The organism is Gemmatimonadota bacterium (assembly GCA_009838845.1).
In the GTDB taxonomy this organism is placed as follows: domain Bacteria; phylum Latescibacterota; class UBA2968; order UBA2968; family UBA2968; genus VXRD01.
Window position 1 is genome coordinate 1 of sequence record VXRD01000041.1, and the last position, 22,231, is coordinate 22,231.

The following is a 22,231-nucleotide window of genomic DNA, read 5'->3' on the forward strand; positions in this document are numbered from 1 at the left end:
CTATTCAGAGCGAAGTCTGAAGCCGCATCCCGCTGCCCTGAACTCGTATATGCATAGACATAATCATCACTACTATCAACCACATAGAATCGGTTGTTCGCATACGTGATACCACGCGGAGTACTGTTTTGACTATTCAGAGCGAAGCCTGAATCTAAAACAACATAGGGACCAGAACTCGTGTACGCATAGACATAATCATCTGTACTATCAACCACATAGAATCGGTTGTCCGCATACACGATACCAGCCGGAGAACTGTTGTTGCCATCCAGAGCAAAGGGTCTATCGATAGGTGTACTTGCCGGTGGCGTCTCACCACCACTGTCACCACCGCCAGAGGGCGGCACCTAGCTGCCGTAGTTGTTGACAAAAATCAGAAAATCGGAAATTCCTATCGTATCATTGCTATCCAGATCGTACTTCGCGTCATAGCCCGCCTCGCCACTGCTTGTCCCGTAATGATTTACAAACAGCAAAAAATCGTCAAGGTCAACCGTTCCATTGCCATCAAAGTCCGGTGAAGGCGTAGAAACTTGCAAATCAACGCGAGCCGTCAGCGTCACGCTCTCAGATTGACCACCCCGACTGAGCTGACCCTGAACCAGCGAAATCGAAGTGCTCGAAAATGTGGCTGTCGTGCGAAAGCGTATTGTGCCCACCAGACCATTATCAACCGTGGCCGACTGCCCTAAAGACGCAAAGCCAATTTTGACAGAGGTCGGATTCGTACCGTGTTCTGGCGGCAAGACATTGGGTGTACCGGGCAACACACTGCCCGCATCAAACCCTTGATACGTCACCTGAGCGGCGTCGTATTCAAAGCGAAGACCAAAGGCAGTCGCATTCTGAATCGTACTGCCAAAGACTTGAATGGAAACATCTTGATCCGCAGACGTATTGACAGACGTCACCGCCTGGTCCCCTGCGGCACTGTCGGCGTCCAGCGACAAAGAAAACGTGTTCTGTGAGGATAGAGACAGCGGATATAGCAACAGCGCGAATGTTGCAGTAAAAACAAATGTAGCAATCTGTTTATGCATAGTTCACCTCCATAAATTTGATGAAAAAATCAGGATGCACATACCAGCGTATAGTCCATATCTGAGTGCATATATGCACAAGCAGGCGTAAGCAGGTAATATCTTGTTCATTGCTATCCCTCTCTTTCTAATGCGAATAATAGGAATAGCACTTGTCATTATGAATGTGGTATTTCTCAACCTGCGGTAGCAAGGTTTAAGTCTTCTCCTCAAAAAAATTTGATCACTGTATTTTGAAGCCGACTGTGACTACCAGATCCGCTCCCTCGAGGTTCCACCGAGCCTCAGCAAGTAGTGATTCGCTGATATCTATTCCGGCACCTATGTTAATTTCTAATTGAGTAGAAGATACCTGTCCAAACAGCCCCGCTGACACCCACAATCTTACCAATCCCATACCACCAAAAAAGTACCATGCTGAAGGCTTATATAACATCAGGGCACTGACGCCTATAGTCCCAACTGTTGGGTCAAAATTGAATATTCCCAACGAGCTTTCTGCCATTACTAAGAGGCTCTCATTATCAAACCTATGCACAGGGACTCCAACATTAACAGATGGCCCGATGGTGTCTCCGATTTGGTCCACATCGAGAATGCCAATCCCACCACCGATCTTCACTTTACTAATACCTATGTCAGCGGAAACTTGCGAAGGTACGACAAAAGCCATCAGGCAGGTGCATACGACCAGAATAAAGCGCAACATATTTTCTCCTTTCACCAATATGGTGTGAAATTTTGTGAAAAAATAATGAACTTCTAATTGCAGCAAAAACAACACCCTTCATTCTTCCTCATCAGGCAGAAATTTTATCCCTACTTTCAAAAGTAATTTTTCGACCTGCAAAAGCCTGTCTCCGCAGAGCACGGGCAGGCGTGATAAGTTTTAAGTCTCGTCCTTCCTTTCTCGTTACATCCCTCAAATGGAAATCCAACTTGATTTTTCAGTCGTGGCTTTTTACATTGTGAAACAGAGCGGGTTACGGCTGCCAAACCGTTCCCTTCTCTGTATGTATTTTGCGGCGGGAGGGCCACAGGTCTGCTAACCAATATAGGCCCTCCGCCGCTCACACAGACGCAATCAATAGACGCCTGCGTTTATTCTTGTTATTAAGTGAGATATAGCTTCGACAGACTCACTCACTGTCGAAGCGGTTTATTTCCCACCGCCTATCTCCCTTATCAGGCTGAATCTATTCAGGCTTACCCCAAATCTTTCGCGATGTCAAGAGATATTAAAACATCGTGCAATTTAATATTGATGTTACGCGATACTCAAGTGCTGATACATACGTTTGTGTCAACTTACAAAAAATTTCTCCTTGTAAAGTCATTTCTGCACGACCGCGTAACATCAGTTTAATCTTAAAAAACATGATAATTTCATTTTGGATAAAGTCAATAATTTTTTACCTATCGGTTAAATATGTCCATAGCTAAACGCATCGCATTATTACGTGGGCAAAAAACCCTTACGCAATTTGCAAGAGAACACCAGACACCCCCGCAAAATATCCATCGATATGAAAAAAGGCGAACTCCTTCTGCTAATTTTTTGACCTCTCTGGCATCTAAAGGAATCAATATCAACTGGGTATTGACCGGTGAAGGAGCCATTTACGTCAAAAAACAGAAGATCAGTAGTATCGCTCTCCTGGCGTCAGAATTGGAGCACTTGCCAGAAGAATTTAGAGAAGCACTGCGGGTAACCGTTCGGGAAGCAGGACAGCCGCCCCCTCCAGGCCGCAAACTACATCTGACTGTTTGGTGTCACAAGGTATTGCGAAAAGCCCAGGATGAAATTGACCGTTTGTTTGGTACGTGAAAGTTGTAATCAAGCAGGACAGCGGAGAGGGCTACAGGCTCGTCAACCGTGAAGGCCCTCGCCTTCCCACAGACAGAACAGATACCTGCGGGTATGAGAAGTATCCTGACTAAAAGAGTATATCGAGCATCAACCACACATTCAATTGGCTCTCTGTTTCTTTCTTTTTCACCTCATAGGGGATATTCAGGCGTGACAACAGGTATGGGATGTGGTCTTTCTTCGACCTCGTTTTTTTCAAAACCCCACTGGTGTCAGCATTGCCAAATGCAGGTGGCGTGGGCTGTGGCTCTCTAAACGCGATTGATTGCATCATCCACACGGGAACGGCTTTGCCCTTGTGCTTCGCTGGCTCGAACCGCCATTGGGATAGCGCGTCTATCGCGGGCTGGCGAAAGATATTCACGCCTCTCAAAACGCTCACATTACTCACCGAGCCATCCACATTGACCATGAATTTCAAAAAGACTCTGTTATTGAGACCCGCATTTTTGGCTATCTCGGGATATACAGGATCAACATCGTGCAGGACTTCGGGCATTGTCTCAACCATATAAAAATCGAGAACCTCACTCGCATCAGCAGATATAGACAGTGAATCTACCATAGCCGTCTGAAGCATCTCCGTGTCCTTCTCACGACTGTCATCAGGACCAGATGTGGGAGACGAAGGCTGTTGTTTCGGTATGCGTTCGAATATTTCTTTTTTCAAAAGGGGATCGGGCATTTTTTTCGCTTTTTGTTCCCCCTCGTCCGCTTTTGCCCATACATCCTGATCTCCGATATCCTCCTCTGGAAACACAGGTATAACATCATCTACAGGAATGGCCTCTCGCCAAATTGCGGGCTTTTCCCCAAACTCATCCAATTCCATAACCTCAACACTATCCACAGACGCAGGCGTCGGTTCCCCTTTTGAGACTATTGGGGGAGGGAGCGTATAGGCTTCTCGGATCGAAAAGGGCACAATCGCCAGACCTATGAAAATGGAAATTGCCAACTGCGATTTGGACCGTTTTACATTGCCCTCCTTGAAATTAAGGACATGCTCCAGGCGTTTCTTGAGCGCAGTTCCTCGCTCGTTGAAATACAGCGCACTCGGCGCAGGGCGTCTATCGACAAAACCGAACAACAGCCGCCCGTATTCAGCAGGCGTCAGATTCGTCTCGCGCAACACCGCCTCGTCACAGCGCAACTCTCGCAAAAAATTCAGCCTTCGGTTCAGCAGCCAGACCAGCGGATTTATGCAAAACAGCATCATTGCAATCGCCTGGAAAATCAGCACCCAGATATCGCGATTATCGCGATGCGCCAACTCGTGTGCAACAACGCCGCGTAACTCCTCGGGCGACCAGGACGACCAATGCGATGGCAAATACAATCTCGGTTTTACAATACCGACCAAAAGCGGAGAACGCAGACTGGCTTTGGCATAAACCTTCACATCCTGCGCCTCGTCCAGCGATTCCACCTCCCTCGCCAGATCAACCGGCACTGCCACACTGAGCGCGCGGTGAAACGCCGCATTCTTCCACAACGTCACACCCGCCCATACCGCAACCGAAACACCCCACAGGCAAAATAGATAAAACGCCAGTGGGAGCGGTGCAACCTGCACGGGTGCAACAACCTCATATCCAGAAACCACCTCAACATAAACCGGTCCAATCGGCACATCATTGGATACTGTCAAAAACTCGGGCAGCGGAATCGCGTAAAAAGGCGGTACAAACACCTTTGCTAATGCCAGCAAATAGAGGACATACCGCAACCGCGTATCCAGCGACATCCAGCGATCCACTGCCCATACCAGCAAAATGAATAGCGACACTTCGACAAAATGCACCGCATAGAGCGGCCACCACGCCTCGGCCAAACGGATCAACGCATCCATTACGCGCCTCCCTTCTCCTTCGCCTCAATCAGCGCACGCAACTCATCCAGTTCCTTTCGCGAAAGCTCCCCCGAATCCACGAGATATGTTGCCAGTGCCCCAAAAGAACCCTCGAACATGCGCGACACCAGCGTGCGCGTCTCGTCCTGCGCCACATCTTCCCGGGATAGAGCCGGCGTGTACACATTCACCGGACCGATCTTCTGCCGATTGAGCACACCTTTTTTAAATAGAATATTCATAATCGTCTGCACCGTCGTATAAGCCTTCTCACCATTGGAATAAAGGTAATCGACAACATCGCGCACCGTAACCTGACGGCCGAGATGCCACACGCCATCCATCACTTCCCACTCGGCCTCAGCCAGCCGTTTCTTCGCAGCCATAAAACCCTCCTTGAAAAATACACCTCAATACTAATTACTTAGTAATATACCTAATAGGTTAGTAACAGTCAAGCAAAAATCTCATTTTTATAAAAAAAAAGAGCGGCAGGTTGCAAAAACCCACCGCTCTTTCGAGTGTTCAACACCATCCCTATCTGTACGCTTCTGACTTCTCACCGCCTTTCAAAAGCTTCTGGATTGCGGCTCAAAATCATGCCGCAATGACGGGTGCTATCATTCCAATCTTCTCACTTCACACTTCAACCGGTAACCCGACAAATAACCGACTATACTCATCCGTCAACGGATCGCGCTCGCCCTTTTGCGCTGCGCGGGCAAATACCACACCCGGCTTTTCCGACCTGCGCGCCCGCGCCAAAACGCCATACCCACCGGGCGCACTTTGCGTTTCCAGATCGCTCTGAATCGCCAGCATCTCCGCCAGCGCATTGGCCAACCCCCAGCGCGCACCAATCGCCCGCGCAAAAAGCTCCTCTGGCGTCAGCCCCTCCCTGAAACCGTGCTTCAGGGGCGTAAACCCACCCTGATCATTCCGCGTCACGCCCTGGGGAGCCACATAAAGTCTAACCTGTTGCCAATTGGCACGCGCACCACATTCCACCAGAAGCGCGGGAATCCCGAGATCATCGTCGTCATATTCGCGAAGCTGTGCCAACACAGCCGACACCTCATCGGGATAATCGCGCCAGACATCTGGGTCATCGCCCTCTGGCGGATCGGGACAGTCGAGCGACGAACCGATAAACGCACTCATCGACGCACCTGTCTTACGCGCGGCATCAAACCCTCTATCCCACAATCGCGCTGCCAGATCCAATGCAGCCTTTGCGCCATCGCGCGCCATTGCATCTGCCATCCAGTCCATCACCTGATGCTTATCGACAAATAACCCCTTGCGCTCAACCTCATCACCGACAATCTCCGCAATCTCCTGCAACCCCTCGTCCGTCATACTCATATACGCCAGACCAAACAGCGCGTCGTGCATCGGGTGTACCTTCTCGCGTGCAATTAGTCCCGGATCCCGATTCAGATGCGCTACTGCCGACAGATGCTCTTCAGCCGACCGCTGTCCCTCTTCAGTCACCGGCACAAAAATCGCCACCTGATCGCCGTCAAAATCCATATTCATCATCTTGCAAATCGCCACACTCACGCGCACCGCATCATCTGCCACGCGCACCGGACGACACGCCACAAAAGCCATTGGCGAAAACGCGGGATTGCGAAGCACCACAGTCCATAACTTAGCCATAGCCGCATCCAGAGCTTTCTCTGCTTTTCTCGACCGCCTATCCACTTCTTCAGCCCCCACCTCTCGCGCGGCAAACGGCCCAAACAACGTCCACGCCATTTCTTCCGGCACACCGACCTGATCGTATCCCAATTCGGGTGCGGGCACAGTCACCGAACGCCCGCTGAACAACGCGCGCGCCTGAAATTGCAAACGCGACAACTCGCAAAATGCGCGAACCCGCTCAGACAGCGTCTCAACCGCGCGGTCCACCAGCACATCTGGCGCACCATTGGCAATCATCTCACTCAAGCGGTCATTAGCCTCTCGCAATGCGCGGGGCACATCTCTTCCGCTCACATGTGTCAATGAATGCCCCGGCAACCACGGATGCGGAACCGGACGCGCAAGCGCGACATCCCCCTCGCGTTTCAACGAAAACTCAACGCCGCGTTCATCCAACGCAACAGCCACCCCACCTTTCGACAAATGCCCAATTAGCGCATCAAACTGAGGGGACGGCGTAGTGGGAGCAACGGGTCCCGCCACGACGCGATCAGATAGAGTATCGGCATCATCTCGATCCACTGCGCACGTATTGAACAAATCGTCAATCACTCCAAAAGCACCCGCTTCTCGCAACGCCAAAAACTCAGTCTCACCCAACCCTTGATCGCGTTGACCCGGCTTTACACCCATGTGAATTTTATCTGCAGCCAGATGCAACGTGCGCCCCCAATACACCCACCCTACAGTGGTGCGGCGCGGCAGTGTTTCTCCATTCAGCGTCAGCTTCTCCATACCATCTTCTACCAACCCATTAGCACTCAAACGAGCGCGTATCTCATCGTCTTTAGGTGCATTGAGCGCGGGAATAATAACCGGCTCTCCTTCGGCCTTTGCAATGCGTCCGGCCACAGCTTCGCGCAACTGTCCAATATTCAACCGAGACGGCAAACCACACACACTCACAATAAGCTCCACAGACGTACCATCCGACAGTTTGGGCATCTGTTCATCTCGCAAAATGCGCGACACCACCCCCTTAAAACCGTGTCGATTGCTCAATTTATCGCCCGGCACAACGCGATTGGGTAGCATCATCCGGTTCGCGGCCGATTCGCTCATCACAACCGCATCTTCGTGTGTATCACCATTCCACGCCATAAAGGCGGTCAGCAAATTGTACCCCGTCCAAAAATGCGGATCGCGCGGTTCACACCCCGTTTGCACCAGCGCGGGTTCCGACTCCAGTGTTTTGCCGTCATATTGCGCGTGATACGCGTGCCACAAACCCTGCTCATCGCGCTGCATATCGGGGCTTGGCGCACCAATCCACTGCCGCATCATATTCACACCCATCAAAACGCGATTGGTATCATTGTGTTCCAAAAACGGAACCACCGAAGCACCTATGCCCAGCCGTTTTTCAGGCGCATCGTCTTCAATCACCAGCTTGCCATCGCGAATCGTCGCCCCCTGAGCCACCTCTAAAATCCGCGCGAGATTCGGTCCCTCGGGCGTGCAATAAGGACACACGCGCCCATCGTGTGACGGATGATAGCAATTCTCTATCCCCTCATCGGCCTCACCGATAATTGGGATCAACGTCACCCGCCGCAAATGAACGCACATATCCTGCAAATTGGTCGCTTGCAAAGACTGTGATGTGGGTTCTTCCATAAAAAATGTGTGAATCCAATCTCCCAACGGCAACCACGTTTCAACGGCATCTCCCAGCATCTCTGGCATATTTTCCAACCGCTCGGCAATATAATCGCGCAATTGCTCCCCTACACACCGAATCTCAGCCCGCGCCAAATCCACATCAGTCGGCGCGGGAACCACCGTTAGAAAAAAGCCATCTACCTTAAACCGTCCCCAATCGTCGGACTGAGGGATATCTTTGTACACAACCTCTTGTCCCCCCTGAATCGCGAGATGCAATTCACAGGTATATTCATCCACTGACACCACCCGATACCCCGCCAGCGACACCCGATTTGCCAACAATTCGGGCAACCCCTTTTGCACAAACGCATCCCACGAAATTTTATGCCACGGCGCCTTTACTGAAAGACTCATCAAATTCCTCCTATTTTATTGAAGGGAAGGATAAATACAATTCGACCTCTCCCGTATTTCAAAGAACCTCTCATCATACTGGGCTTTATACATTTCAGAGAACAGCCCACGTTGATCAATGAGTTGTGAAACCGTACCCTCCTCTACAAGCTCACCATTCTTTCCAACCACCAGGATTCGATCAGCATCGAGTATTGTTGATAAGCGGTGTGCGATAACCAGCGTGGTCTTCCCCTTTCTCAACTGCTCCAATGCTGTTTTTACACTTGCTTCTGTAAGGGCATCCAAAGATGCTGTCCCTTCATCTATCAACAGCACATTGGGCCTTCGGACAAATGCACGCGCAATCGCGATTCTTTGCCGCTCGCCGCCCGACAGAGATTGCCCATTTTCCCCAACAATTGTCTCGTATTGATCCGGGAATTCCAAAATATCACGATGTATTTGCGCCTGCCCTGAAGCCTTCGTCATTACATCATAAGTCGCACCATTGAGTTCCATTGGGTATAGAATATTTCTTCCAATAGTTGTATTCCAGAGAAACGGATCTTGCGGGATAAGACATAGATGGTCCCGCACGTACTCAAGAGGCAGCTTAGAAATCTCAAGTTCACCAAGCATGATCTTTCCTGAATCAGGTTCGTAGAACCGCAGAAGCAAATCAAAAATTGTGCTCTTTCCTCCCCCGCTGGGACCGACGATGCCAATGAATTCTCCCTCCTTTATTTCAAAAGTCATATTCTTGATTGCGAATCCGCGATTGTATCCAAATGAGACATTCCTGAAAGCAATATGCACCCCCCCACCGGCGTCAAGTACCGCACCAGAGCGATCAGCAATTGTCTCCTCCCTTCTCATCTTCAGCACATCATTGAGCTTGTCAAAAGAAATCTTGACTCTATGTAGATCTACATAGACAGAGAAAGCACCTTTCAGAGCGGCATACGCTCTGGGAACGTACGCCATAAATGCAACCAATGTCCCTATCGACATACTGCCATTCATGATTCCGAATGCCCCAAAACCGAAAAGAATCCCGATAACGACGCTATTTATAACCTCATTGGGAAAGGCAACAACAATGTGATGAAAAGCAATCGTTTTGAGCTTCAGGGTCTTGTGCTGTCGCAGCCAATCTTGCCAGAAGCGTCTTTCTCGAGATTCGCCGGAAAGAGATCGCACTGTCTTGATGCCAGCAAATGTCTCCTGGAGAAATCTGTTTCCCCTCTCTACGTGATCTGAAAAAGGTCTATCCAAAGATTCGGACTTTCTGGTAAGCTTCCGGGTGATTGCAAATGTAACCGGAACTGCAACCATTGCGACAGCGGTCAGCCTGTAATCCATCCAGAGCATCATTCCCAAAATACCTAGCAGATTTATCCCGCTATGTGCGAGTGGCAAGACACGTTGAGAAATAAACATCTCACCTATTTTCGCTGACTCAATATTTATCCGATAACTGAGGTCAGCGGTCGGTATCTCCTGCAGATCTTCAACTCTTGCACGGATAACGTGCTCAAAAGCAGACTTCCTTAATCCTCTTGATACCTGTTCCCCAATCCAGACACGGAGATACTCATGCCCATAAGTTATTGCCAAGCCCAAAAGTGGGATCAGCACGACCCCCAAAATGCAATAGACACTGAGTTGCATATCTCTATCTGGAATCGCTTGATCAATCAGGATCCTATAGATGACGGGAACAAACAGAGCGGGCACCACAGCGATTAGCATTGTTAAGAGGGTCAAAACTACGCGCCACTTTTTTTCTAAGAGCTTCGCCAGAACAATCTTCCCTGTGTCTGTAGCTAAGTAATATGAGAGTCCTGTTAGCATAATCTCCCCTTTTATCTCTGTTCCTCGGTGTGAAACGCTCAAATGAACTGCTACTGCTGTTTACCCCCTCCCATACCTCCGCCCCCATGCCTCTGCGAGTTGCTTGCGCGCGTGGAACAGCCGCGATTTCACCGTACCTTCTGGAATCGCCAGCCGTTCAGCAACCTCTCGAAGCGCCACATCTTCTTCGTACACCATCTGAAATATCTCGCGTTTTTCCTCTGGCAACGCATCGATCAAAGCCTGCAAAATGCGCCGTTGTTCAGTGCGTTCTAATTGCACATCGGGTCCCAGTGCAGCCCGATCGATCATCCACCCCGGAACGGGTTGCTCTTCATCCTCCTCATCGTAAAGCGAAGGCATTTCAAGAGGCTGTTCGCGGCGGCGACTTTGGCTTCGCAATTGATTCAGCGACAGATTTCTCGCAATCCGAAACAGCCACCCCCTAAAAGACCCTTGCCCCGACCATTGATCGGCCCGATTCCAAACTCTGAGAAAAACCTCCTGTGTCAAATCATCTGCTGCGATTGGATCGCGCGTCACCCAACGCAGATTCTCGGTCACCTGTGCCTGATAGCGCGCAAACAGAATTGCAAAAGCTTCTTGATCCCGCGCCACAATTCGCTGCATCAAAATCGCGTCCGATGGTGTCAAAAAATATCCTCCTGTGGGAATCGACACCGCCCAATGCCCGAAGGTTCAAAAAAAAGCGCAGCCCTTCAGGACTGCGCTTCTATTACAGATATGCCTTGTGCCTCTCACTCCTCGTCTTCAGGCTGATCTGGCAACAAAAAGACCCCTGTGAAAGGGCTGAAAGACACCTCCTCTAAAAATTCAATTTCCGCCTCAAAATCGCGTCGAATCGCCAGGCGATCTTCCGTATCTTCAACACTGGTCTCGAGCTGTCGATCCATCAACTCAAAAACCTTACTTCGCACCTCCTCCCTCATCTTCCCTTCTTCAAAACATCTCTGGCGAAATGCCTCAATCTGCACATCCGATGGCAAAAGCGATTCCATATCTAATGCCAGTGCCAGAATGAGATTGCGCAGCAATCCGTCATACGTGCGTGCTTCAACAGCCATTTCTACCTCGGTCAGCGCAGCTTTGGGAATAGACCGCAAAAACGCAAGCCGCCTGAGCGCATCCTGATAAGCCGCGTAATCGCGCTTTGGATCGACCAACTGGGATTCATCTTCCTCGTCATCCTGGGGACGCATCCACGTCTCTGGCACCGCGGTTGCCCAGCGGGCTATCGCGCGATATTCGGACTGCAAAAATTTCACTTCGGGCCGCAGCAACAGCGCCCGACACATCTGTGCCATTTCTTGCAAACGAAAAAATGCGATCTCATACCCGCGTTTTCGACACGCCTCAAACTCTCCTTGCGCGATAATATCCACAGCCTGGTTTAAATCACTCTCTGCACGCGCCTCCAAACCGAGATCCATAGAAATTAGCGCCTGCCGCACCCCGTGTTCCAAATTCTCACGCCTGATTGCAATCCCTGACCGGTAGCGCTTGCCATAGTGCAAACCCTGCAAGCGCAAAAAGCCCAAAAGCGCGTCCCCAATATTGGGTGGCAACTTTTCAAAGCGCGTCCCCAATTCAATGACCTGCCCCACAAAACTCTCGGAATCAATGCGAAACCGACTCAAATCCAGCGTGGCAAGCGGATTTTGCACAGAACGCTGTTCACTGTTCATCGTGCCTCCTCTCCCACGCCCCGCGAATGACGGACCGCATCAAATCGGCATCCGCATCGAAAAGTGCATCCAGAACACCTCCGACAACGGGATCCTCTATTATCGTACTCGGCATTTCACCCACAGCAGCGCCTTCGGAAAAGAGTTGGTGCCGGTAAACCTGCGCACCCGCAGCCCCCACGACCTCATTCATGCGCATATCCTTTACGTATGGAATCAGGGCTTCTTCGAGCAACCCGGGATCCACACTGTTCAGCAATTCAGCGCATTTATTGGCGTCCCCCAGCATAGATAGTGCCCGAAGCCATTCAAACGATACCTTTGACCGGACCTCGGCACTGTCCATAGGCTCTAACGTATCTTCCACAGCGCGCTGAAAAGTACCCGGTGTCATAGCGCGTATCAAATGCGTATTAAACCCCTGCCGCTCCGGGTCATAATCAATCAGCCCCGTCAACATCTCTGTAGGCAGATGCGCCACCACATCTGTCGAATAGCCCGGATTGCCATCTTCATCCATACCCGTTATCGACAGCATATTCTCTGGATCTTCATCCAGAACAACGAGCGCGGCCTGCGCTTCAACCGTCAAAGTCTGCACCAGTGCCCTGGCATCTTCTTTTTTTCCCTCGCGAAGCAGCTCGCGTATCCGGCCACTCTGCTCTGCCAATTCCATAAATCCAGTTGACCATTTACCGACGACCAATCGGTCTTCCTGAACCTCAATGGGTTTCACTTCGGGTTCTTCTTCATGAATCTCAGTACCCGTCAAATGAGATTTGAGACGAATCTTCCCCCTTTCTACTTTGTCCTTACACGTCACGCACAGGCGCGTGTAGGGAACGGCCTTGAGGCGTTCTTCTGAAATAACCGCCTCGCAAATGACACACCTCACCCCCGTCCCGCCATCGAGCGGCTGTTGTGTCATATTGCCCTCCATTGGCGTTTGAGAACCCTCCGCACACATTGCGGAGACGACAGAATCACAGCGGAGATAAATGTAATCGAATAAACTCGGAATGTCAATCTTTAACTTACTGTTTATCAAAGATTTACAAACTTGACAAACAAGGCTAAATTTGTTATATTAATACCGTTGCCGAAGAGATCACATCCGATCCCTTCGGCATTTTTATTGCGTCGCAATAAACAAAGGCCCGATTCAAAAATCCCGATCGAGTTTTGTTATTTTTTAACGAACACAGCATCCCGTTTCCTATCGGAACAACATACTGATATCCAGTGCCTTAACCGAATGTGTAAGCGCACCCACTGAAATAAGATCCACGCCTGTTTCTGCAATTGCCCGCACGCTATCTAAGGACACATTGCCCGAGGCTTCCAACTCAGGTCTTTTGCCTTTTAATTTTCGCACCTTTTCCACAGATTCACACATTTCATCCAGGCTCATATTGTCTAACATCACGCGATCTGCCCCTAAAACGAGAACCTCATCGAGTTCCGAAAGCGTTTCCACCTCCACCTCCACGGGCACTTCTCGGCCTTCAAAATCCATCCCCTTCCACACCGAAAGCAGTGCCGGTCCAATGCCATCCGCCGCCTCAATGTGATTCTCCTTCATCAGCACCATATCGAACAACCCCACCCGATGATTCACACCACCGCCTGTAGAGACAGCATATTTGTCTAATAATCGCAATCCCGGCGCGGTCTTGCGCGTATCCAGAATCCGCGTCTGTGTCCCTTTTATGGCATCTACAAATTGTGCCGTCATGGTAGCAATCCCCGACATGCGCTGCAAAAAATTCAACGCGACGCGCTCGCCTGTCAACAGCCCACGCGCAGGACCAGAAACCTCAGCCAAAATATCGCCATCCGCAACGCGCTCGCCATCTTCGACATATGCCTCAAATACAATCGCTTCTTCTACGGCTTCAAATACCCATCGCGCCACATCCAATCCCGCAATCACGCCATCTGCCCTCGCAATAATTTTCGCCTTCGCCTGCTTTGTCAATGGCACGGTCCATTTTGTCGTAATATCCCCATCCCCCACATCTTCTATCAGTGCCCGCTCGATCACTGGCATAATATCTTCGCGCTTTAACATGTCAAGATCCCCTACGCCACCTCTGCCTTTAACCTTGCAATCTCATCGCGATATTGTGCTGCCTTCTCAAACTCCAAATTCTCAGCCGCTTCGCCCATCTTGCGCGTCAATTCTTCAATTATATCCAGCCGATTGGCTCCGTCCATATACTCTGGCGATTCTTCGGCAACCAATGGCAACTCATCTGCCTTCTCATCTGCCACAGCCGTCGTCTGGAGAATCTCTTCTCTGGTCTTGTAAAGCGTCTCAGGCGTAATGCCGTGTATAAGATTATACTCCTCCTGCAATGCCCGGCGGCGATTCGTCTCATCGATGGCGCGCTGCATCGAATCCGTCACCTTATCCGCATACATAATAACCGTACCTCTGGCATTCCGCGCGGCTCGTCCAGCCGTCTGAATCAACGACCGCTCCGACCGCAAAAATCCTTCCTTATCCGCATCCAGAATAGCGACCAGCGACACCTCTGGCAGATCCAGCCCCTCGCGCAACAAATTCACCCCCACGAGCACATCGAACTCACCCAAACGCAAATCCCTGATAATTGCCACGCGCTCGAGCGAATCGACATCTGAGTGCATATAGCGTGCCTTGATACCCAACTCGCGCATATACTCCGACAAATCCTCTGCCATGCGCTTGGTCAGCGTCGTCACCAGCACGCGATCGCCGCGTTCTACCCGCACCCGCGATTCTTCAATAAGATCATCAACCTGTCCGCGCACAGGTCTCACCACCATCTCGGGATCGAGCAATCCCGTCGGACGAATCACCTGCTCCACCACCACGCCCTGACACTGTTCCAACTCGTAATCCGCAGGCGTGGCCGACATAAAAACAACCTGCGTTGCCTTCTGTTCAAACTCCTCAAAATACAACGGGCGATTATCCAATGCCGCGGGCAACCTGAACCCGTGCTCTATCAACACCTCTTTGCGAGACCGGTCCCCATTCCACATCCCGCGCAACTGCGGAATCGTCACATGGGATTCATCCAGCACAATCAGAAAATCATCCGAAAAATAATCCAGCAACACATAAGGTGCTTCCCCGGGTTTTCGCCCATCGATATACCGCGAATAATTTTCAATACCCTGACAAAAACCAATCTCGCGCATCATCTCGATATCGTAGCGCGTGCGCATCTCCAATCGCTGTGCCTCTAACAACTTGCCCTGATCATTAAACGCCTCCAGTTGTTTGGCGAGATCCACCTCAATCTGGACAATGGCTTTCTCAATGCGGTTGCCACTGGTCACAAAGTGTTTGGCCGGATAAATAACAATGCGGTCGCGTTCCGCAAGCACCTCGCCCGTCACGGGATGCACCTCACTCAACGCGTCGATCTCATCGCCAAAAAACTCCACGCGCACCGGATGCTCGCGCTCGGGCGGATAAATTTCGACCACATCGCCGCGCACCCGAAACGCGGCAGGCTCAAAAGCCACATCATTGCGCGTAAAATGGATATCCACCAGCTTGCGCAACATAGCATCGCGATCCATCTCTGCACCGCGATCCAGAATCACCAGATGATCTTCGTATTCATCCGGATTGCCAATACCGTAAATACACGACACACTCGCCACAATGATCACATCTCGCCGCTCCATCAAAGCACTTGTCGCGCGCAGGCGCAAGCGATTGATCTCATCGTTAATATCCGCTTCTTTTTCAATAAACGTATCCGTCACTGGCTTATAGGCTTCGGGCTGGTAATAATCGTAATAGGAAATAAAATACTCCACGGCATTATTCGGGAAAAAACTCCGAAACTCGCCGTAGAGTTGTGCCGCCAGAGTTTTGTTGTGGGAAATTACGAGCGTGGGCTTTTGAACAGATTCAATCACCTTGGACATTGAAAACGTCTTACCCGTACCCGTTGCCCCCATCAAAGTCTGGTATGACTCGCCATCTCGAATCCCCTGGGCGAGTTCTTCAATCGCCTGAGGCTGATCGCCCGCAGGCTCAAAAGGCGATATCACTTCAAATCGCGGCATAACGATTTCCCCTAAAAAAATCAGTTGTCGGTTCGCGCCTTGACTCACACCTCATAACTACTTTAATTTAGACAGAGAACTACTGAAACGCAAGGTCAACCCCTCTGTTTACCTGCGAGAGAACACACAGGAGCTACCCGTGAAAATTTTTCTCAAAAGCACAATTCTATTCGCGCTTTTTTGCCTGATGACCTGTGGAGGAAAGAGCAATGATACACTGGGACCAGGGGACTCGGGCAATCCTCCTGCTGCCTCTGGCGACACGACATCCGGCAATACGCAAACCTCTGGTTCGATCAATCGCGAACCGCAAGCAGGCGGCAATTTTCTAAGCGACTTCCCCAAAGACAGAATTCTATCGGGCGGCGTACCTCCCGACGGCATTCCAGCACTCACCGACCCCCAATTTGTCGAACTCACATCCAGCGAAGCCGCTTATCTCAGCGATGAAGATCTCGTACTCGGCGTGGTCCTCAATGGCGAAGCCAAAGCCTATCCCCACAACATGGGATGGTGGCACGAAATCATCAACGACGTGGTTGGAGAACACCCCATTGTCGTGAGCTTTTGCCCACTGACGGGAACGGGACTCATATTTAGCGGACAGAGCAATGACCAATCGCGCATCCATTGTGGGGTCTCCGGTTTGCTATTCAACAACAACCTGATTATGTACGACCGTCGTCAACAGGGAATCCTGTATCCCCAGATGATCCACATCCCGGTTGAAGGTGGAACCGACGAATTGCAACTCCTGCCCGTAATCGAAACCACCTGGCGCTACTGGAAACAACTCTATCCCGATTCCAAAGTCATCAGTGCCAATACAGGTATTTACTCGCCCAGCAGATATCAGAGCTATCCCTATGGCGACTATCGGGATCCGAATACCGCGCCGCTTTTCCCCTCCTTCCCCAGTTTGGAAGACAATCCGACCGCAAAGCTATTCCCGCCCAAAACCCTCACACTGGGTATCCGTTTTGGAGAAACAGCCAAAGCCTATCCCTTTCCCACCATGGGGACAGAAGCCGTCATCAACGACATAGTCGCGGATAATGCCATTCTCGTCGTCTATTACCACCAGGAACAATACGCAATACCCTTTAATCGGGTGGTCGATGGACAGACCCTCACATTTGAGAAAGCACTTCCCCGCGATACTGTCTATCCCTTTCTCCTGCGCGACCAAGAAACGGGCAGCACCTGGAACCTCAAAGGCGAAGCCATTGCCGGGCCACTCCAAAATAAGACCTTAGAACAACTACCTTCTCACAATGCCTTCTGGTTTGCATGGGCAACCTTCTGGCAGAATACTGGAATTTATTAGACGGACATGTCCTTCTATGCACTGCTTTTATTGGCTCGCCCTTTTTATTTTTTTACCCCATACCGCTTATGCAGGTGCCTGGACACTCGCAAAAGGCCATCTCTGGGGCAAAATCACAGGTATGGCGCAATCGACAAATGAAGAATACGTGGCCGTTGGGGGCGCAGGTCGCGAACCCGACCTCAACCGCCTCTATGAACCCGGAGACCGCGCGCACTATCGCGAAAATGGGCACTACAATTCACAGGCACTCTTTATCGACCTGTTTTACAGCTTGAGCGATCGCATCGACTTCGGCATACAAATCCCCTACTATCGTCGGGAATTTGAAAACGTCGGCTTCCGGCCAGCGAACATCGCATCGGGTTTTGGCGACATGCGAGGGATTGCCAAAATCAACATTGCACAAAATCCTGTTGTGGGCACAATAAAATTGGGAACCAAAGCCCCCACAGGCAAGTTTCAAAACCAGGATGGAATTATTTCCGCAGGTGAAGGCCAGTGGGATTTTGAATTCATTGCACAAATTGGCCGATCTTTTTGGCCCTTTCCAATGTACTCCAACATCGATATGGGGTATCGCGTCCGCCTGCAAAACAATACCACCAATTACGACCCTGGCGACGAGTGGTTTTTGAACTCAGAAATAGGTTATACTCCCATTAAAAAACTCCTCCTCATCCTCAAATTAGAGGGCATCAAAGGCAGGCCATCTCGCGTATTGGGCCTCAAACTATCCAGCGATGTAAGACGCATTACCTATTTCGCGCCCACGCTCCTCATAGGCCCCTTTCAAAACCTGAGCTTCGAAACCTCGGTGCGCATAACCGCTGGTGGACGCAATTTCCCCGCCGGTCATATATGGACCGCGGGGATTTCATACTCAGGTCTCATGGGCAAAATGTGACGCTACCCCGCGCTCGGATTTATGCATCTATCCACAATGTTCTCGTTTACTTCAACTCCAAACATTTGCAAAATAGCCATCTTTTATTTATTTTCGCACCTGAGTAGTTTGAACAGCGGACTACCGCTGGGCTACTTATGGTAAAACACTTCATTAGAAAGGAGCAACATGACCTCTTTCACGCCACATTCTACCTCGTATATAAAGTTCCTTCTCGCCATCGCCCTCTGTGTCCTTTTACCGCATACTGCTTATGCAGGTGCCTGGACACTGCAAAAGGGCCATTTTTGGGGCAAAATTACAACCTTAATTACATCGACCTCAGAAAGATATGACGCGGCAGGAAATACAGGTGGATTTGGACCAGCCGCTGCAGCAGCTGTATATAATTCACGGTCAGTATATCTCGACTTTTTTTACGGCATAAACGACCGCGTTGACATCGGCTTACAAATCCCCTTTATCAGCAATAAATATGATCACGACAATTTTAATTTTCCAGGTTTTATTGCTCTGGACGCATCGGGTATTGGAGACGTTCGCGGATTTGCCAAAATCAACCTCGTGCAACAAGATGTTGTGGCAACCCTCAAATTGGGCTTCAAAGCCCCAACAGGCGCTTATGACGATGGGCAAGACCCCGCAGGCGCGTATAAAAATGAGGGCATGTCCGTGGGATCGGGCCAATCAGATATTGACTTGATTCTGCAATTGGGCCGGTCTTTCTATCCCGCTCCCGTTTACGCCAATCTCGATCTGGGATATCGTTTCCGCATGGAAAACAGTACCAGCGGATTTAACCCTGGTGAAGAGATAATTTACAATGCCGAAGTCGGTGTCAATCCCACCGACATACTCCTCCTCGCGCTCAAATTAGAAGGCATCGCTGGCGCAGAAGGTAGCAGGGGGAATGACGATATAGGCATCACGTATCTTGCCCCCACAGTGTTCATTAATGTGCATCAAAATCTGAGTATTGAAGCCTCGGTGCGCATCCCTGTTGCCGGACGCAATTTCTTCGGTGGCCGCTTGTGGGGCATAGGGCTTTATTTTGAAAAGTAATCTGTAAATGCACAGCGAGTAAATTTGAGCGGACGGATATTTCGTCCGCTCTTCTTTGTTTATAAAATTACATGCTCGCCGCCCGTACTCAAACGCCCGTGATCCCAGGGCGTAATCCAATCTTCGGCAATATCCATTCCAAATCCCGGCGCATCCGAAGGCACCAGATAGCCATCTTTTGGTACGGGCACGCCCGGCATCCGCGCGACCTCTTCCAGAGGCACACCCACGGGTGTACTCAAATGAAACTCACACAGAGTACACTCGGGCATCGCATAGCAAAAATGCTGTCCATAAGCCGAATTACACCCCCCGTGCGGACTGCTCTTAATACCGGCGGCTTCGGCAATGTGATGAATCTTCACGGCTTCGGTCATCCCTCCGCACCAGTGCAAATCGGGTTGCACGACATCCACACAGCGATTTTCCACGAGCTGGCGAAACGGAATCCGCGTGTGGTGATCCTCACCCGTTGCAATGGGAATCCAGGTCATGGCTTTTTTCAATTGAATATGCCCTTCGAGGTCTTCTGGAAACAGCGGCTCTTCCATCCACTTCAATTCGTAGGGTCTGAGCCTTTCCCCAAGACGAATCGCAAATTCCACATCGTAAGCCATCACGGGATTGATCATCAACTCGGCATTTACGCCCACAGTTTCTCGCGCCAGAGCGACCTTTTCCTCCATAATATTTATACCCGTGATACCCTGCTCGTAATGCACGGGATTCGTAATTTTAAACGCCTCAAACCCAAGCTCAATCGACCAATCGAGATCATCGCCTGTACAATAACACCGAATTTTCTCGCGGGATGGTCCCCCAAGCAATCTGTAAACAGGCTGATCGAGCAACTTCCCCTTCAAATCCCACAGAGCCAGATCAATCGCACTCTGCGCACACGCAGACAACCCCAGCGACCCATGCCTCTTGGAAGCCCGCCACATCATATCGTTGAGATGCTCTGTCGCAAAACAATCTCGTCCCTCCAATAGTGGCGCGTAAAAAGCATCGATCAATGCGGCAACCGGTTCGCCAAATCCCGTTCTGCCCAGGCCCCATGTGCCATCCTCAGCAGTTATTTTAACCCATACGCCCCGCCCGCCAATACCCGGCGACTTGCTCGGCACATCTGGCGGAAACTCCGGATATTTATTCATCGGCAGGCCAATCGGTGACGAATGCCGCCAACTCGAACGGCGGGCGGGCGTTATCGGTTTCTGTTGTGGAATGGAAACATTCACAGCTTCAATGGACTTGATCTTCATAATTCCTCCAATTCATGTATTGAGCATATAGCCAAAAATGAGAAACGCAACCCCGGCCCCCACAACACTACCCACCAAAACCTGAGATACAGAATGAGCCTGTAATACGAACCGTGCCCACGAAACCAGTCCTGCGGGAACAACAGCCCACCAGCTACCATAGAGCGCGACTACCACACCACAGGCAGCCCAAAGTCCCATGGCGTGTAAGCTAATTTTCCACTGCACCGTTATCAAAAACGCGACAGTGCCCAGAACAGCGACACAGACCATCAGCGCATATATCACAGGCGGCGAGTGTATGAGATAAAGAATACCAACACCCACCCAGGAACTCGCGCAATAAAATAAAAGCGGTCGCAGTCGGTCGCGGCGTTCTGGAATAAACAACTCGCTAATCTCACCTCGACGACGCATGTACAATACCACACCCCAGGGCGCGAAAACACTAAAAAACAGCGCGACCAAAACACACAAAACAATCCAGGTACCCGAACCAGACGCCTCAAGGGACACCAGCACAATCACAACCCCCAGCACAAACACGGGATTTAAAACCCGAGAAACGCACATGGCAAATTTCTCTTTATCAATCATGAGTCTTCCCATCATTTTCAGACAAAATAACGAACCCCGTCCAGAAAATCAAAACTCAAGTTTTTGCTCTCGGATACGATACCTTGACAACACCTTTGCATTAAACTATTTTGCTGACATTATCCACTGATTTGGCAAAGGGTTAGAAAAGAGGAGCATAACATGATACCTGAAACAGCCCTGAAAACGCGGGAAAACATGCTCAGCGATGGGTACTGCGTCATAGACGATATTTTGACCGACGAGTTCCTCGAAGAACTGCGCGAAGAATCCGAGCGGTTAATTGCCAATCACATTGAGCATGAGGAATTTAGATATCAGGGTCAACACGTGAATGTGCGTGGTGAAGACAATCCGATCATCCAAAAACTGCTGGAATGGGAACCATCGCGGCGGGCACTCGAACAACTGGGCTTCGGAGATTTCCAAACCGGTGGCGGCATCATCATCCTCACCAAAGAGCCCAAAGGTCCACCGCTCTACTGGCACCAGGACTGGATGCAATGGAACGATCCCATCAGTTGCTCACCCTGGCCGCAGATCATATTTCTGAACTACTATCTAACCGATACCGCAGTAGAAAACGGCTGTTTGAAAGTCATCCCCGGCACCCATCTCAAGCGCATACCACTCCACGACCAACTGGTGCCAGCGCACGAACAGGGCGCCCGATTTATAGAAGAAACCCATCCCATCATGTTCAGCGACCACCCGGATGAGGTCAACGTACCCGTCTCTGCACGCTCGCTGGTTCTGGGCGATGCCCGCATCCTGCACTCTGCCGGAAGAAATTACACAGATGAGCGCAGAACCCTGATTCTCGCCTGGCACAGACGCCCCACGATTGACGTACCAGACTACTGGGAAGGGGATATCCCCGAAGTCATAGCCAACCGCGACCCCGATCAAAAGTACGAGGGATCTCGCCTCCCCGGCAAATACCTCAAACCGTAAAAGAAAAGGCTAAAA

Annotated in this window: 19 protein-coding genes; 5 read left to right on the top strand and 14 right to left on the bottom strand. The window is 50.5% G+C overall.

The genetic code is table 11. The features are described from left to right. The 3 genes from F4Y39_05785 to F4Y39_05795 all read right to left on the bottom strand — a co-directional run. Window positions 1–350 (bottom strand): hypothetical protein (locus tag F4Y39_05785; GenBank protein MYC13219.1); only part of this gene is annotated, 350 nt, incomplete at its 3' end. After that, the gene (locus F4Y39_05790; protein ID MYC13220.1) at window positions 351–1,043 is read right to left on the bottom strand and encodes a hypothetical protein; all 693 of its coding nucleotides are present in this window, start codon (window positions 1,041–1,043) and stop codon (window positions 351–353) included. A gap of 223 nt (window positions 1,044–1,266) precedes the next feature. Then, complete coding sequence (locus F4Y39_05795) at window positions 1,267–1,827, bottom strand: hypothetical protein (GenBank protein ID MYC13221.1); 561 nt, start codon at window positions 1,825–1,827, stop codon at window positions 1,267–1,269. 645 nt (window positions 1,828–2,472) lie between these two features. Between F4Y39_05795 and F4Y39_05800 the strand changes: the two genes are divergently transcribed. Beyond that, window positions 2,473–2,871 (top strand): helix-turn-helix transcriptional regulator, encoded by a 399-nt coding sequence (locus F4Y39_05800; GenBank protein MYC13222.1) that lies wholly within the window; start codon window positions 2,473–2,475, stop codon window positions 2,869–2,871. A 109-nt stretch (window positions 2,872–2,980) separates the two neighbouring features. Here the strand turns inward: F4Y39_05800 and F4Y39_05805 are convergent, their stop codons facing one another. From F4Y39_05805 to uvrB, 9 genes are all read right to left on the bottom strand, one after another. Continuing rightward, a complete protein-coding gene (locus F4Y39_05805) occupies window positions 2,981–4,765 on the bottom strand; it encodes a TonB family protein (GenBank protein ID MYC13223.1) in 1,785 nt (594 codons plus the stop codon). After that, window positions 4,765–5,151, bottom strand: coding sequence for a BlaI/MecI/CopY family transcriptional regulator (locus tag F4Y39_05810; protein ID MYC13224.1), 387 nt, complete (start codon window positions 5,149–5,151; stop codon window positions 4,765–4,767). The genes F4Y39_05805 and F4Y39_05810 overlap by 1 nt, the downstream gene beginning before the upstream one ends. Window positions 5,152–5,404: 253 nt before the next feature. Further along, window positions 5,405–8,491, bottom strand: coding sequence for a hypothetical protein (locus F4Y39_05815; protein ID MYC13225.1), 3,087 nt, complete (start codon window positions 8,489–8,491; stop codon window positions 5,405–5,407). 15 nt (window positions 8,492–8,506) lie between these two features. Next, window positions 8,507–10,327 (bottom strand): ABC transporter ATP-binding protein, encoded by a 1,821-nt coding sequence (locus F4Y39_05820; protein MYC13226.1) that lies wholly within the window; start codon window positions 10,325–10,327, stop codon window positions 8,507–8,509. Between the two features lie 60 nt (window positions 10,328–10,387). After that, window positions 10,388–10,981 carry a sigma-70 family RNA polymerase sigma factor gene (locus F4Y39_05825; protein MYC13227.1) on the bottom strand — a complete coding sequence of 198 codons (594 nt, stop codon included), beginning with the start codon at window positions 10,979–10,981 and terminating at the stop codon, window positions 10,388–10,390. A 104-nt stretch (window positions 10,982–11,085) separates the two neighbouring features. Continuing rightward, window positions 11,086–12,033 carry a hypothetical protein gene (locus tag F4Y39_05830; GenBank protein MYC13228.1) on the bottom strand — a complete coding sequence of 316 codons (948 nt, stop codon included), beginning with the start codon at window positions 12,031–12,033 and terminating at the stop codon, window positions 11,086–11,088. Beyond that, complete coding sequence (locus tag F4Y39_05835; protein MYC13229.1) at window positions 12,023–13,000, bottom strand: hypothetical protein; 978 nt, start codon at window positions 12,998–13,000, stop codon at window positions 12,023–12,025. The genes F4Y39_05830 and F4Y39_05835 overlap by 11 nt, the downstream gene beginning before the upstream one ends. Window positions 13,001–13,249: 249 nt before the next feature. Further along, a complete protein-coding gene (gene nadC, locus F4Y39_05840) occupies window positions 13,250–14,083 on the bottom strand; it encodes a carboxylating nicotinate-nucleotide diphosphorylase (GenBank protein MYC13230.1) in 834 nt (277 codons plus the stop codon). Window positions 14,084–14,115: 32 nt separating this feature from the next. Then, the gene (uvrB, locus tag F4Y39_05845; protein ID MYC13231.1) at window positions 14,116–16,104 is read right to left on the bottom strand and encodes an excinuclease ABC subunit UvrB; all 1,989 of its coding nucleotides are present in this window, start codon (window positions 16,102–16,104) and stop codon (window positions 14,116–14,118) included. 139 nt (window positions 16,105–16,243) lie between these two features. On the opposite strand from uvrB, the gene F4Y39_05850 reads away from it, so the two are divergent. The 3 genes from F4Y39_05850 to F4Y39_05860 all read left to right on the top strand — a co-directional run bounded on the left by F4Y39_05850 (window position 16,244) and on the right by F4Y39_05860 (window position 19,400). Continuing rightward, entirely contained in the window at window positions 16,244–17,431 is a 1,188-nt protein-coding gene (locus F4Y39_05850; GenBank protein MYC13232.1) for a DUF3179 domain-containing protein, read from the top strand. Continuing rightward, entirely contained in the window at window positions 17,379–18,338 is a 960-nt protein-coding gene (locus F4Y39_05855; protein MYC13233.1) for a transporter, read from the top strand. The genes F4Y39_05850 and F4Y39_05855 overlap by 53 nt, the downstream gene beginning before the upstream one ends. 168 nt (window positions 18,339–18,506) lie before the next feature. Continuing rightward, window positions 18,507–19,400 (top strand): hypothetical protein, encoded by an 894-nt coding sequence (locus F4Y39_05860; protein ID MYC13234.1) that lies wholly within the window; start codon window positions 18,507–18,509, stop codon window positions 19,398–19,400. Window positions 19,401–19,459: 59 nt separating this feature from the next. Here the strand turns inward: F4Y39_05860 and F4Y39_05865 are convergent, their stop codons facing one another. After that, window positions 19,460–20,665, bottom strand: a complete 1,206-nt coding sequence (locus F4Y39_05865) for a mandelate racemase/muconate lactonizing enzyme family protein (protein MYC13235.1) — start codon at window positions 20,663–20,665, stop codon at window positions 19,460–19,462. Window positions 20,666–20,677: 12 nt separating this feature from the next. Continuing rightward, window positions 20,678–21,262: a hypothetical protein gene (locus tag F4Y39_05870; GenBank protein ID MYC13236.1), complete on the bottom strand. Its 585-nt coding sequence runs from the start codon at window positions 21,260–21,262 to the stop codon at window positions 20,678–20,680. A 162-nt stretch (window positions 21,263–21,424) separates the two neighbouring features. Between F4Y39_05870 and F4Y39_05875 the strand changes: the two genes are divergently transcribed. Beyond that, complete coding sequence (locus F4Y39_05875; protein MYC13237.1) at window positions 21,425–22,216, top strand: phytanoyl-CoA dioxygenase family protein; 792 nt, start codon at window positions 21,425–21,427, stop codon at window positions 22,214–22,216. The last annotated feature ends 15 nt before the right edge of the window (window positions 22,217–22,231 follow it).

Excerpts from the sequence above, each read along its gene's own strand:
- F4Y39_05790 (MYC13220.1), bottom strand. The coding sequence starts at position 1,043 with ATGCATAAACAGATTGCTACATTTGTTTTTACTGCAACATTCGCGCTG.
- F4Y39_05800 (MYC13222.1), top strand. The coding sequence starts at position 2,473 with ATGTCCATAGCTAAACGCATCGCATTATTACGTGGGCAAAAAACCCTT.
- F4Y39_05805 (MYC13223.1), bottom strand. The coding sequence starts at position 4,765 with ATGGATGCGTTGATCCGTTTGGCCGAGGCGTGGTGGCCGCTCTATGCG.
- F4Y39_05810 (MYC13224.1), bottom strand. The coding sequence starts at position 5,151 with ATGGCTGCGAAGAAACGGCTGGCTGAGGCCGAGTGGGAAGTGATGGAT.
- F4Y39_05815 (MYC13225.1), bottom strand. The coding sequence starts at position 8,491 with ATGAGTCTTTCAGTAAAGGCGCCGTGGCATAAAATTTCGTGGGATGCG.
- F4Y39_05820 (MYC13226.1), bottom strand. The coding sequence starts at position 10,327 with ATGCTAACAGGACTCTCATATTACTTAGCTACAGACACAGGGAAGATT.
- F4Y39_05830 (MYC13228.1), bottom strand. The coding sequence starts at position 12,033 with ATGAACAGTGAACAGCGTTCTGTGCAAAATCCGCTTGCCACGCTGGAT.
- F4Y39_05835 (MYC13229.1), bottom strand. The coding sequence starts at position 13,000 with ATGTGTGCGGAGGGTTCTCAAACGCCAATGGAGGGCAATATGACACAA.
- nadC (MYC13230.1), bottom strand. The coding sequence starts at position 14,083 with ATGCCAGTGATCGAGCGGGCACTGATAGAAGATGTGGGGGATGGGGAT.
- uvrB (MYC13231.1), bottom strand. The coding sequence starts at position 16,104 with ATGCCGCGATTTGAAGTGATATCGCCTTTTGAGCCTGCGGGCGATCAG.
- F4Y39_05855 (MYC13233.1), top strand. The coding sequence starts at position 17,379 with ATGCCTTCTGGTTTGCATGGGCAACCTTCTGGCAGAATACTGGAATTT.
- F4Y39_05860 (MYC13234.1), top strand. The coding sequence starts at position 18,507 with ATGACCTCTTTCACGCCACATTCTACCTCGTATATAAAGTTCCTTCTC.
- F4Y39_05865 (MYC13235.1), bottom strand. The coding sequence starts at position 20,665 with ATGAAGATCAAGTCCATTGAAGCTGTGAATGTTTCCATTCCACAACAG.
- F4Y39_05870 (MYC13236.1), bottom strand. The coding sequence starts at position 21,262 with ATGATTGATAAAGAGAAATTTGCCATGTGCGTTTCTCGGGTTTTAAAT.
- F4Y39_05875 (MYC13237.1), top strand. The coding sequence starts at position 21,425 with ATGATACCTGAAACAGCCCTGAAAACGCGGGAAAACATGCTCAGCGAT.